This is a genomic window from Labrys sp. HAY1-8F, assembly GCF_056754975.1.
Genome location: NZ_JBPGWZ010000002.1, coordinates 2,248,780 through 2,261,606 on the forward strand (window position 1 = coordinate 2,248,780; position 12,827 = coordinate 2,261,606).

At 62.7% G+C, this 12,827-nt stretch carries 11 protein-coding genes; 8 read left to right on the forward strand and 3 right to left on the reverse strand.

Annotated elements, in window-relative coordinates:
* Positions 1 to 21: 21 nt before the first annotated feature.
* On the forward strand, positions 22 to 783 hold the full coding sequence (locus tag ACR9ZN_RS19485; protein WP_441770126.1) for a hypothetical protein: 762 nt from the start codon (positions 22 to 24) through the stop codon (positions 781 to 783).
* 174 nt (positions 784 to 957) lie between these two features.
* On the opposite strand, the gene ACR9ZN_RS19490 is transcribed toward ACR9ZN_RS19485, so the two are convergent.
* Positions 958 to 2,076 carry a vWA domain-containing protein gene (locus ACR9ZN_RS19490; protein ID WP_481272952.1) on the reverse strand — a complete coding sequence of 373 codons (1,119 nt, stop codon included), beginning with the start codon at positions 2,074 to 2,076 and terminating at the stop codon, positions 958 to 960.
* Between the two features lie 278 nt (positions 2,077 to 2,354).
* On the opposite strand from ACR9ZN_RS19490, the gene ACR9ZN_RS19495 reads away from it, so the two are divergent.
* From ACR9ZN_RS19495 to ACR9ZN_RS19525, 7 genes are all read left to right on the forward strand, one after another.
* Positions 2,355 to 3,446 carry a nucleoside hydrolase gene (locus tag ACR9ZN_RS19495; protein WP_481272953.1) on the forward strand — a complete coding sequence of 364 codons (1,092 nt, stop codon included), beginning with the start codon at positions 2,355 to 2,357 and terminating at the stop codon, positions 3,444 to 3,446.
* 291 nt (positions 3,447 to 3,737) lie between these two features.
* Entirely contained in the window at positions 3,738 to 6,365 is a 2,628-nt protein-coding gene (gene leuS / locus ACR9ZN_RS19500; protein ID WP_481272954.1) for a leucine--tRNA ligase, read from the forward strand.
* A complete protein-coding gene (lptE, locus tag ACR9ZN_RS19505; RefSeq protein ID WP_481272955.1) occupies positions 6,352 to 6,882 on the forward strand; it encodes an LPS assembly lipoprotein LptE in 531 nt (176 codons plus the stop codon). Before leuS ends, lptE begins: the two co-directional genes overlap by 14 nt.
* A 129-nt stretch (positions 6,883 to 7,011) precedes the next feature.
* Entirely contained in the window at positions 7,012 to 8,040 is a 1,029-nt protein-coding gene (gene holA, locus ACR9ZN_RS19510; protein WP_454815935.1) for a DNA polymerase III subunit delta, read from the forward strand.
* A 192-nt stretch (positions 8,041 to 8,232) separates the two neighbouring features.
* Positions 8,233 to 9,036 carry a MotA/TolQ/ExbB proton channel family protein gene (locus ACR9ZN_RS19515; protein ID WP_481272956.1) on the forward strand — a complete coding sequence of 268 codons (804 nt, stop codon included), beginning with the start codon at positions 8,233 to 8,235 and terminating at the stop codon, positions 9,034 to 9,036.
* Positions 9,033 to 9,671, forward strand: coding sequence for a hypothetical protein (locus ACR9ZN_RS19520; protein ID WP_434958113.1), 639 nt, complete (start codon positions 9,033 to 9,035; stop codon positions 9,669 to 9,671). Before ACR9ZN_RS19515 ends, ACR9ZN_RS19520 begins: the two co-directional genes overlap by 4 nt.
* Entirely contained in the window at positions 9,668 to 10,279 is a 612-nt protein-coding gene (locus ACR9ZN_RS19525; protein ID WP_481272957.1) for a hypothetical protein, read from the forward strand. Before ACR9ZN_RS19520 ends, ACR9ZN_RS19525 begins: the two co-directional genes overlap by 4 nt.
* A 44-nt stretch (positions 10,280 to 10,323) precedes the next feature.
* Here the strand turns inward: ACR9ZN_RS19525 and ACR9ZN_RS19530 are convergent, their stop codons facing one another.
* Positions 10,324 to 10,962, reverse strand: a complete 639-nt coding sequence (locus tag ACR9ZN_RS19530; protein ID WP_481272958.1) for a LolA family protein — start codon at positions 10,960 to 10,962, stop codon at positions 10,324 to 10,326.
* 338 nt (positions 10,963 to 11,300) lie between these two features.
* Complete coding sequence (lpdA, locus tag ACR9ZN_RS19535; protein WP_434958116.1) at positions 11,301 to 12,701, reverse strand: dihydrolipoyl dehydrogenase; 1,401 nt, start codon at positions 12,699 to 12,701, stop codon at positions 11,301 to 11,303.
* Between the last annotated feature and the right edge of the window lie 126 nt (positions 12,702 to 12,827).

Sequence of the window (12,827 nt, forward strand, 5' to 3'; positions counted from 1 at the left end):
ATTTTGGCAAGAAGGCAGATCTTGGCACGAAGCACCCTGGCAGCGCTCCTGATCTGCGGTCTGGGACGGCCAGCCTCCGCCCTCGATATCGGCCCGACCACGATATCCCTGCCGGTCTTTGGTATTCCCCTCGACATTCCGATCCGCGCATCGCTCGACAGTAAGAGCGAGGCGGGCGGCGTCCAGCTCGACCTCGCCGTCACCGGCGATCTGAAATCCTTGCAGGACAATGCGCTGGCGATCGCGCGCAAATTGCCGTTTCCCGAGGATGCCTGTGCCCGCAAGGGCCCCAATCTCGTGGTCAACAGCATCGACAGCGCCCATATTCGCGCCGAGGGTGACACGGCGGTGATCGACGTTGCCGGCAAGGTGACGGCCTGGGGCTGCGCCAAGGTGCTGGGACAGAAGATCAAGACCAAGATCGCCACGGACAGGATTGCCATCACCATCCCGGTCGAGCTCTACATCCCGACGCCGCGCCAAGTTGCCCTGCGGGTGAAGGGAGAAGCCTCGATCAAGACCGGCGATCCGCAAATCACCGAAATCGCGACCGCCCTGCTCGGCAATCTCAACCAGCGCCTGACCGCGGCGGTGGCCAAGGCCCTCGACGAGGACAAGGCCCGGGCCTCCGTACCTCAGATACCGGGCCTCGACATCAAGATCGAGCAGGCCGTCTTCGCCCAGGATCAGGACAAGCTCCTGGTCAAGGCCAAGGCCGACGGCCACGCCACGTCAGCCGCCTTCGAGAGCCTAATCGGGCTCGCGGGCAAGAAGGCGCCGTGAGGCATTGTCGGGAAATAATTGAAGCACCGCCTTTTTCATGCCCGGGCTTGACCCGGGCAACCAGCGCCCTTGTCTTCGTTGTCTGAAAGGGGGCTGGATTGCCAGAGCAAGCCTGGCAATGACAACGGCCGAGCCAAGTCGATTCATTTGTTCACGGACGAATCTTAAGCCACCTCAAAGCTGCTGCCTGAGCGTTTCCTGCACGGCTGAATCGAAGGAATCGGCCTTGTTTCTGCCGGTCTTGGTGCGCTCGGCCGCCACGAAGTCATCGCGCTTGCGATTGATCTCGGCGAGCTTCTCCTGCAGGCCCTTGCGCTTGGAGAGTTGCTCTTCGACATAGGCCTTGCGCTCGGCTTCGGACTTGCCTTGCAGCACTTTGGGAAGCGCCGAGGCCGCGACCTTGTCGAGGCTCTGGCGGCCATTGGCGATATCGGCGGTGAGATCTCCCTCGCCCGTCACCACCTCCTTGGGTCCGGCCTTCTTGCTGTAGAAGCTGGAATTGTCGACCTGAGCCGGGGCCGGCGCCTGCTTGCGCAGATCCATCTTGTTGCGGACGGCCTGCTGCCTTTCGCCATCGCCATAGGGCAGCACGGTATCGTCGAGCGACTGCTGCAGTTGCAGGATGTCCTCGTCATAGGGCGTGGGCACTTCGACGATCTGCCCGCCATCCTGGGGGATCGGCAAATAGCGGCCATTGCCGCGGCGGGCGATGTCCTGCCAGATCTGGCGGGTGTCGCCGGCATCGCCGGCCTGGACCGTGTTGACCACGATGCCCTTGGCCACGGCCGCCTTGACGATCTCGGGGTAGCGAGGCGCATTGGGATAATCCATGTGCGGCGGCGCATCCCCCACCAGGAAGATGATCTTGCGGGTCTGGCCTCCGCTATCCCATTGCAGGCTGCGGACAGCCTTATCCAAAGCTTCGTTCACGGATTCAGGCGTGTCGCCGCCACCGTCGGCGGTATATTGCACCAGATCGCCATAGAGCCCCTGGATATCACCCGTAAGGGCATGGACATCGGTGACATAGGCATCGCCGCGGTCGCGATAGCCGATCAGGGCGATGCGAATCTCCGCATCCGGATTGGCGTCGACGATGGCATTGGCGATCGACCAGATCTTGCGCTTGGCACCGTCGATCAAGCTCGCCATCGAGCCGGTGGTGTCGAGCACGAAGGCAACCTCGACGCGCGGCCGCACCTGCGGATCCGAGGTCGCATGGGCAGGCAGGATCGGCATGGCGAGCGCAAGCAGGCTGGCCGTCGCGAAAGCGAGGCGAAGGGCGGATTTCACGGCGTATCTCCCGGGCGTTCTGCAATCGAGTTGCAACACGCCAAGCTCGCCACCGATGATGGCAAAGTCGGGCTCTGGCAGTGGCGCAAGAGCGGCAAAGAAGGTCCTTGGCCGCCACCTGTTTCCTGCGGAACATGTCGAGCCGCGGCCCACATGCGGCGTGGCACCTTGCCATCTCCTGCCCCAGGCGGGAATGTAGCCTCCCGCCGCCGTTCGAGCGGCTAGGCTCGCTGCTCGTTGGCGAAGACAAGACATTTGAAACCAGGAGGAAATTTTTGATGAAACGATTGATGGCGGCCGTCCTGCTGGCCGCAGGTGCATTCCTGGCTTCGCCAGCCAGCGCTGCCCCCGAAAAAGTCATTCTCGACACGGATTTCTCGACGATCGGCGATGACGGCCAGGTGCTGATCATGGCGGCCCAATTGCAGAAGGATGGTGTGATCGACCTTCTGGGCATTACCGTGGTCACCGGCAATGATTGGCTGAAGCAGGAAGTCGCCGATGCCCTGCGCGCCGTCGAACGCCTCGGCATCGAGGACAGAGTCGGCGTCTATGCCGGCGCGAACCTGCCCTTGGTGCACGATCCCCGCAGCTTCGAGCATGAGCGCGCTTTGTTCGGCTTCGGCGAAAGCTACAAGACTTCGTTCCATCGCCCGCAGCCTAAGGATGCCGACCTGATCGCCCCGCCGGACGGCTTTGCCAAGAAAACCAAGCTGCGCAAGGACGATGCCGTCGACTTCATCGTGGACACGATCAAGGCCAATCCGCACCAGGTCTCGCTCTTGGTAATCGGGCCGGCCACCAACATCGCCCTGGCAATCCGCAAGAACCCGGAAATCGTGCCGCTGATCAAGCGCATCGTCTACATGGCCGGCGCGGTTGACGTGAAAGGCAACACGACGCCCGCCGCCGAGATGAACGTCTGGATCGATCCCGAGGCCGCCCGCATCGTCATGCGCGAACCGATCGAGCAAGCCCTCATTCCGCTCGACGTCACCGACATCACCCAGATCGGCAAGCCCGAGTTCGATCGCCTGACCGCTGGCAACGGCCCGATCCAGAAACTCTTCCAGGATAGCTGGATGGCCAAGAAATTCGCCAAGGATGACAAGGCCAAGGCCAGCGTATTCGATACGCTCGCCCTCGCCTATCTGGTCGATCCAAGCTTTGCGACGAAGGTCGACGATCTCTATATCGACGTCGACGTGGCGTTCGGGCCTGGTTATGGCCGCACGCTCGGCTATTGGCAGAAGCAGCCGACGGACCTCCTGCAGAAGGTGAAAGTGGTCAAGCAGTTCGACAACAAGCGCTTCTCCGATTTCTACGTCGACCTCTTGACCCGTCCGGTACCGGTCAAGCTGGCCGAGTAGGCAGGGTCTGCCCGACGTTCGGCCGTTGACGATGGCTCAACCCTTGTCATTGCCGGGCTCGACCCGGCAATCCAGCTCTCGTTTCCAGAGCGGAAATCCGTCGACACTGGATGCCCGGGTCAAGCCCGGGCATGACAAAACTGCGCCTGTACCGGCCCTGTCGGGTGATTTCCCGCAGATTCTTCAGGCCTTCGAAAGGAGACAAGGCTAGCTTTGCACCTCCGTGCCCGCTAAAAGCGGCGTTTCAAAATCAACTGTCAGTTGACTATTCAACTCCGAGTTCCCTCCCCCATGACCACCGAGCGCTATAACGCCCGCGACGCCGAGCCCAGATGGCAGAAGATCTGGGCCGACCAGGCGATCTTCGAAACCAGGAATGAGGATCCGCGTCCGCGCTATTACGTGCTCGAGATGTTCCCCTATCCCTCCGGGCGCATCCATATGGGCCATGTGCGCAACTACACCATGGGCGACGTGGTGGCGCGCTATCGCCGGGCCAAGGGCTTCAACGTGCTGCATCCCATGGGCTGGGATGCCTTCGGCATGCCGGCCGAGAATGCCGCGATGCAGAACAAGTCGCATCCGGCCAAATGGACCTATGCCAATATCGACACCATGCGCGGCCAGCTCAAGTCGATGGGCCTGTCGCTGGACTGGAGTCGCGAGATCGCAACCTGCGATCCCTCTTATTACCGCCACCAGCAGGCGATGTTCCTGGACTTCCTGCAGGCCGGCCTGGTGGAGCGCAAGGTTTCCAAGGTCAACTGGGACCCGGTCGACCATACCGTGCTCGCCAACGAGCAGGTGATCGACGGCCGCGGCTGGCGCTCGGGCGCCCTGGTCGAGCAGCGCGAACTGACCCAGTGGTTCTTCAAGATCACCGATTATTCGCAGGACCTGCTCTCGGCCCTGGACACGCTGGATCGCTGGCCGGAGAAGGTCCGGCTGATGCAGAAGAACTGGATCGGCCGGTCGGAAGGCCTGCAGGTGCGCTTCGAACTCGACGCGGCCACGGCGCCGCAGGGCGAGAACGAGCTCCTGATCTATACCACCCGCCCCGATACGCTGTTCGGCGCCAAGTTCATGGCCGTGGCGGCCGACCATCCGCTCGCCAAGGCTGCCGCCGCGAACAATCCGGAGCTGGCCGCGTTCATCGAGGAGATTGGACGTACGGGTACCTCGGCGGCCGTGATCGAAACGGCCGAGAAGAAGGGATTCGATACCGGCATCCGCGCCGTGCATCCCTTCGATCCGGACTGGAAGCTGCCTGTTTACGTCGCCAATTTCGTGCTGATGGAATATGGCACGGGCGCCATCTTCGGCTGCCCGGCGCATGATCAGCGCGACCTCGATTTCGTCAACGCCTATGGTCTCGGCAACACGCCGGTCGTGTGCCCGCCCGACCAGGACCCCGCCAGCTTCGTGATCACCGACATCGCCTATGACGGCGAAGGGCGGATGATCAATTCGCGTTTCCTCGACGGCATGACCATCGAACAAGCCAAGGAAGAAGTGGCCCGCCGGCTGGAGAGCCGGACGCGCGGCAACGCGCCCGTGGCCGAGCGCAAGGTCAATTTCCGCCTGCGCGACTGGGGCATCTCGCGCCAGCGCTATTGGGGCTGCCCGATTCCGGTGATCCATTGCGAGGTCTGCGGCGTCGTGCCGGTGCCCAAGAACGACCTGCCGGTCAAGCTGCCCGACGACGTCACCTTCGACCGGCCCGGCAATCCGCTCGACCATCATCCGACCTGGCGCCATGTCGACTGCCCGCAATGCGGCAAACCGGCCCGCCGCGAGACGGACACGATGGACACCTTCGTCGATTCGTCCTGGTATTTTGCGCGTTTCACCGATCCGTGGATCGAGACGGCACCGACAGTCCGTAAGGAAGTCGATGCCTGGCTGCCGGTCGACCAATATATCGGCGGCATCGAGCACGCCATCCTGCATCTGCTCTATAGCCGCTTCTTCGTGCGCGCCATGAAGAAGACAGGCCATGTCGGCCTGGATGAGCCCTTCAAGGGCCTGTTCACCCAGGGCATGGTGGTGCACGAGACCTATCGCGCCGACAATGGCGAGTGGGTGGTGCCGGCCGACGTGCGCATCGAGGGCGATGGCACCGAGCGCCGTGCCTTCAACAACCGCACGGGCGAACCGGTCGAGATCGGCTCGATCGAGAAGATGTCGAAGTCGAAGAAGAATGTCGTCGATCCCGACGACATCATCGCCGACTACGGCGCCGACACGGCACGCTGGTTCATGCTGTCGGACTCGCCGCCCGAGCGCGACGTAATCTGGACCGAGGACGGTGTACAGGGCGCCGGCCGCTTCGTGCAGCGCATCTGGCGCATCGTCAACGAGATCGCCGCCCATACGGCCTCTCCCGCTGGCCCCACCGCGAGCGAGGACGACGTTCTGGCCGTGCGCAAGGCCGCGCACCGGGCCCTGGCCGCCGTCGAAGCCGATATCGAGCGCCTCGGCTTCAACCGCTGCGTGGCGCATATCTACACGCTGGTAAACAGTCTCGGGCGCGCGTTGGACGGCACCAAGAACGCCGAGGCGGTGCCTGCCAATCTCGCCGCCGCCCTGAAGGAAGCCGGCGTCATGCTGGTGCAGTTGATCGCGCCGATGATGCCCCATCTGGCCGAGGAATGCTGGAGCGTGCTGGGCTGTCAGGGCCTGGTGGCCGAGGCTTCCTGGCCTGTGGCCGATCCTGCTTTGCTGGAAGACGACACCATCACCCTGCCGGTGCAGTTCAACGGCAAGAAGCGGGCCGATCTTACCGTGCCGAAAACGGCATCGCCAAAGGAAGTCGAAGCTGCCACACTGGCTGATGAAACCGTCCAGCGTGTGCTGGAAGGGCGCTCTCCCAAAAAGATCATCGTCGTGCCGGGAAGGATTGTGAATGTCGTCGTCTAGTCAGACCTCGCGCCGCGGTGCGCTGTTCGCCCTCGCCCTCCTGCCGGCCGTGATGTTGGGCGGCTGCTTCCGCCCGATGCTGGCGGATCCCGGCAACGGCTCGCCCGGGCTGAAGGGGCGCCTTGCTTCCATCGCCATCGATCCGGTCGACGACCGTGTCGGCCAGCAGGTACGCAACCGCCTGTCGTTCAATCTCACGGGCGGCGCCGAAGCGCCGCCGTCGCGCTACCGGCTGGTGCTTGCGACGTCGTCCAGCTTCGATTCCGCGCTGGTCGATGCACTGAACGCTACGCCCCAGGTCGACACTGTGACGCTGACGACGGATTATACGCTGCTCGATCCGGCCACGGACAAGATCCTGCTCAAGGCGAAGAACTTCGCGCGCAAGTCCTATAATTCCGGCCTGCAGCGTTTCGCCAGCGTGCGGGCGCGGCGCAATGCCGAGAATGATGCGGCCGACGTGATGGCCGACCAGATCCGGCTTCGGCTGGCAACCTGGCTCGCCGACCATCCCTGATCGCCGGGGTGAGGCACGCCCGTCCGGCGCGCCTCACCCTATCCCTGGTTCCGTAACGGCTTGCCCCGCCTGCTTCGGTGCAACGCAAGGCACCACAGGCAGTAACGACACCATAGGCAGTAACGATACATGGCCTCCATCGAACGGCGCGCCGTCGATGCCTTCATCAAGAAACCGGACGCCCATTTCGCGGTGATCATGGTCTATGGGCCGGATACTGGCCTGGTGAGCGAACGTGTCCGTGCACTCGTGGCGGCCTCAGTCGACGATATCGACGATCCTTTCCAACTCGTTCGCCTCGACGGTGACGAAATCAGCGGCGACCCGGCCCGCCTGGCCGACGAAGTCTTCACCATTCCCCTCTTCGGGGGGCGCCGCGCCGTGCGCCTGCGGGCCGGCAGCCGCAACATCGTGCCGGCGGTCGAGCCCGTGCTCGCCAACCCGCCAGCGGCCTGCCGGGTGGTGATCGAAGCCGGCGATCTCAAGAAGAACCACGCTTTGGTTTCCCTGGTGGAGAAATCGCGAGCCGGGGCGGTAATCGCCTGCTTCGGCGACGAAAATGCCAATATCGGCCAGATCATCGCCGAGGAAGTCGCCATTTCAGGCCTGACCATCGCGCCCGAAGCGCGCGAGACGCTGATTGGCCTTCTCGGCGGCGATCGCCTGGCCACCCGCAGCGAGCTGAAGAAGCTGACGCTCTATGCCCATGGTGCCGGGCGTATCGAACTGAGCGATGTCGAGGCCGTGGTGGGCGATGCCAGCGCGCTCGCCACCGACGAGATCATCGACGCCGCCTTTTCCGGCCGAGCCGACCTGCTCGACTCCACCTTGGCCAAGGCCTGGAATGAAGGGGTCAACACCTCTCAGCTGGCAGGAACGGCTCTGCGTCACGCTCTGCTGCTTCACCGCCTGCGAGGCGAGGTCGAGAAGGGCCGTCCTGCGGCCGCCGTCGTCGATTCGATGGGCATGCAGGTGCATTTTCGCCGCAAGGCCGGCGTCTCGGCTCAGCTTACGGCCCTGACGATGGCGAGGCTCGATCGCATCGTGGCCGACCTGTCGGACGCCGTGCTCGATGCCCGCCGCAATACTGCCCTGGGGCAGGCGATCGTCTCGCGCGCCTTGATGCGGATCGCCCTCATGGCGAAGGCCCGGCGCTGATCCTGCCTGCCCTGGGCAAGCCTTTTCCTGCAGCGCTGGCCTCGGGCCTTCACCCTCGATGCCCAGCCATAGAACAGGAAGCAACTTCACGGCCACAACAACTGTCGATTACTCTAATAAAGCCCTTATTAATTTACATTCATCGAAGAAATAAAGACAGAATACCGAAAATACATCATCCTATCCTTCTGAATGCGCGAGAGCTTGCCCTGGAGGCGGCCGGAATTCAGCAAGGAGGACGCGTTGAGGACAGAGGAAGTGGCAGACTTGCCAGGCAGCGATCCGCTTCCGGCCTGGTTGATCTTTACCGGCGTGACTTTATTCGCCTTCCTGCTGGCATGGTATTTCGGGCTGATCGCCAGAATGGTTGCGAGTGACCGCACCTTCATCTCCGTCGTCATTGCCGTTCTATATGTCGTCGCCAGCCTGCACTGCCTGTGGCGCGTCCTGATCATCTCGAAGGAGGGGCAAGCAGCCCTGCGGTCGGCGCGGCTTCTCGTCCGCTACGAGAACGGTCGTTCCAATGAGCCGAAAATCGATCTCGTCAAGGAGCTGCCGGCCGGACTTGTCTCGTCCCATATCCGGGACCTCAAGACGAAAGCCAGCCTGCAGGGGCATATGCGCCTCGACCAGACGCTGCTGCTGCGTGTTCTCGCCAATCGCCTGCGGGGTTCGAACGGCCTGGGCGCCTTTGCCAGCGACACCCTGATGAAGCTGGGGCTCCTGGGCACCATCATCGGGTTCATCATGATGCTGGCGCCTATTGCCGGCCTCGACATCGAAGATCACGCGGCCATGCGAACCTCGATGTCGCTGATGAGCGACGGCATGGCCGTGGCCATGTATACCACGCTCGTCGGGCTGGCCGGCTCCATCCTCTTGAAGACCCAGTATCAATTCCTGGAGAACGCCACCGCCGCCATCTTTGCCTTCGCCGTGGATATTACCGAGGTCTATGTGGTCTCGGCGCTGGAGCGGCGGGCTCAGGCGGCATGATCGACGATTTCGACCTGATGCCTCGCGAGGAGGCGTTCGATCCGTTCAGCGTGGTGCTGTTCAAGGCGCTGCAGGTCGTCGCCTTCCTGTTCTTCATCGCCTTGATCATCGTGGCACCCAAGGCTGACAACGGCAAGGTCGACAGCAAGGCCGAATTCCTGATCAGCATGGACTGGCCGGACAACCACCCCGACGACATGGATATTTTCGTCCAGGACCCGCTTGGCAATGTGGTCTGGTACCGCCGCCGGGAGGCTGGCTTCATGCTGCTCGATCGCGACGACAGAGGTGGCATCAACGATTTCGTCATGGTCAATGGCAGCAAGGTTCCGACGGCGACCCGGCAGGAACTGGTCAGCATCCGAGGCTTCGTCGCCGGGGACTACACCATCAACGTCTACCACTTCACTGCGCTGACGGGTCGTATGGTGCCCGTGACAGTGACGCTGCAAAAGCTCAACCCCAAGGTGACCATCGTGGCCAAGGAGACGCTGGAGGTTGTCGACGGCGGCACCGAGAAGACTGCGCTACGCTTTACCATGGATGAAAAGGGCGCGGTGACGAAGGTCGATCGGACGCCGAAATCGATCCTGCAGACCTTCTACAATCCCCGCGCCAATGGTGCCAAGCCATGAGCTGGGTCCAGATCCATGTGCTTCTTCTCACGCTGGCCTATGTCACGACGGCGGCCTTGCTCGTTGCTATCCTGAGCAAGCTGGCATTCAACCGGCTGGCGAAGGTGGCGGCGATCTTGGCTGCCAGTTCCTTCTACGTCGCGGTCTTCTTCTCCACGCAGGGCCTGCTCGGCTGGTCCGCGCCAAGGGCCCTGCCCGAGCGTTTCAAGGTGTTGTGGACCTATGTGGTCGAGCCCGATCCGGCACACGCCAATCCGGGCGCGGTGCATCTTTGGGTCGAGGAACTCGATGCGGCCAATTTGCCCAGCGGTGAACCGCGCTCCTATCTCCTGCCCTATTCGCGACAATTGGCCGATCGGGTCAACCAGGCGCAGACCCAGATCAAGGACGGCATGCTGGTTGGCGGCAAGCCGCGTTATTATGGGAATCCGTCCTCGACCGAGGGTGTTTCCGGCCCCATCAATGCAAACGCACCGCCGGGCGGCGACCCTTCCGGAGGCGGGGTGCTCGATCCGGCCTTTCTCGGCGGCCAATCCAAGAATGTCGACCTCATTCCCCTGCCAAAGCCTATCCTGCCGGAAAAAGAACTGACCGAGCCGGCACAATGAACGGGCCTGCTTCAGTGCACCTCGATATCGGCTCTTCCTGGGTCCTATTTCAGGACCTTGGTCTGGTCGATATAGAAGATTCGATCCGGCAACTGCAGCTTGCGATCAATGCCGGAGATGGTCACCGTGGTGTCGTAGCCCTGCGGATCGGTGACGGTCCACTGCTTCAGATCGTAGTTCGGTGCCGGAAAGGTCAGCTGGATGCGGGACTTGCCGCCGCTGGCTGCCGACCCCTCCTCCAGGATGACGCTGATTCCGGCCGCTTCGCGCCCGACCGCCAGCACCCTGGAATCCTCGATCAAATCGAGCCTGTCGGCCAATAGAAAGCGCAGCGGCGTCTGCTTGATGAAATAGAGATCCTGGGTGTTGAGCTTGCGGTTGCGAACGGCCACCGAGGTGCCATCCGCCAGCAGTTGCAGCGAGGACGGCGGGTCATAGTCGAAGCGCATGCGGCCGGGCTTGGACACCCAGAACTTGCCATTGATGCGCTTACCGTCAGAGCCGACCTGCACGAAACTGCCTGAGAAGAATTTGATATTGTTGAAATAACTGTCGATCTGGTCGAGCGTCGCCTTGTCGGCCGCACTGAGTGCCTTGGGATTGATGCGATGGGTATCGATTTCCAAAGGCTGACCCGAGGCGACTAGGTCGGGCGACGGCAGGGCGTCGGCGGCAGCCGGCACCGTGGCGGCGGGCGGCGTACCGGAACTCGTTCTGCCCGTAGGCAGTGCCGGCCAGCAAGGACAGGCTCAGAGCGACGAGAACGGTACGGGCAAAAGGCATTGCAAACTCCGAGACGACCGGCGCGGAGACCGGAACCGGCAACTGGAAACGAATGGGGCACATCCCAAAGCGTTTTGCGATTCGAGGGTCTCACCAAGAATCGCAAAGACGCGTCTAAGCGAAGGACCAGAGCAAAGCGACGTTTCACCAAACGCGCTTTGCTCTGGGGAATGTGCCCTAAAGCGTGTCTATGGCCTTTTAGCGGCTTTGCAACAACAAAGCCGTGCAGAAGCCGCGATCAAATATGGATCGCGCGTCCTTCGACGGCCAGCGCGGCCTCCTTGACGGCTTCCGACATGGTCGGATGCGCGTGGCAGGAACGGGCGAGATCCTCGGATGAGCCGGTGAACTCCATCAGCACCACGCCTTCATGGATCATCTCGCCGGCACCGGCACCAAGGATGTGCACGCCGAGCACGCGGTCCGTGCTCGCATCCGCAATTACCTTGACGAAACCTTCGGTGGTGCGGTTGGCGCGGGCACGGCCATTGGCGGTGAAGGGGAACTTGCCGACCTTGTAGGCGATACCGGCCGATTTGAGCTCTTCCTCGGTCTTACCCACCGAAGCGATCTCGGGATAGGTGTAAACCACCGCCGGAATGACGTCGTAGTTCACATGACCGTGCTGGCCGGCCAGGATCTCGGCGACGGCAATGCCCTCGTCCTCGCCCTTATGCGCCAGCATTGGCCCGCGCACCACGTCGCCGATGGCATAGATGCCGGGGACGTTGGTGGCGAAATGGTCGTCGATAACAACCCGCCCACGCTCGGTGACGACGCCGGCTTCCTCCAGGCCAAGGCCGTCCGTATAGGGCCGACGGCCGGTGGCGACCAGCACGATGTCGGCTGCGATGGTTTGCTTGTCGCCGCCCGCCACCGGTTCCACGGAGACGACGGCACCCGCAGCGCTGGTCTCGACACCGGTGACCTTGGTGGCGAGCTTGAACTCAATGCCCTGGCGGCCGAGCAGACGCTGGGCCTGCTTGACGACCTCGCCATCCATGCCGGGCAGGATACGATCGAGGAATTCGACCACCGTGACCTCTGCGCCGAGGCGGCGCCATACCGAGCCGAGCTCGAGGCCGATCACGCCGGCGCCGATGACGACCAACTTCTTCGGCACGGTGGCGAGCTCGAGCGCGCCTGTGGAGGAGACCACGGTCTTCTCGTCGATGGTGACGCCAGGAAGCTGGGCGACATCCGAACCCGTGGCGATCACGATCGACTTGGTTTCCAGCGTTTCAACCGAACCGTCTTCGGCCGTCACCTCGACCTTGCCGGCAGCGAGGATCTTGCCGGTGCCTCGATAGGCCGTGATCTTGTTCTTCTTGAACAGGAAGGCAACGCCCTGGACATTGGCGTCCACGGTCTCCTGCTTGTGCTTCAGCATCTGGCCGAGATTGAGCACGGGCGCCGGCACTTCGATGCCGAAGGCCTTGAAGCCATGCCCGGCCTCGTCGAACAGTTCGGAAGCGTGCAGCAGCGCCTTGGACGGGATGCAGCCGACATTGAGGCAGGTGCCGCCATAGGTGGCACGCTTCTCGACCACTGCGACATTCATGCCGAGCTGGGCGGCGCGAATGGCGCAGACATAACCGCCGGGGCCAGTGCCGATAACGACGAGATCATGAGAGGGCATGGGCTTTCTCGTTTTTCTTTACCCTCCCCTGGAGGGGAAGGGTCGGCCGGAGGCCGGGGTGGGGTGATTTCCGCGCGCCCGTCGATACGACCAAGTGTGGTAGCGCTCCGCAATGTTGAGCCACCA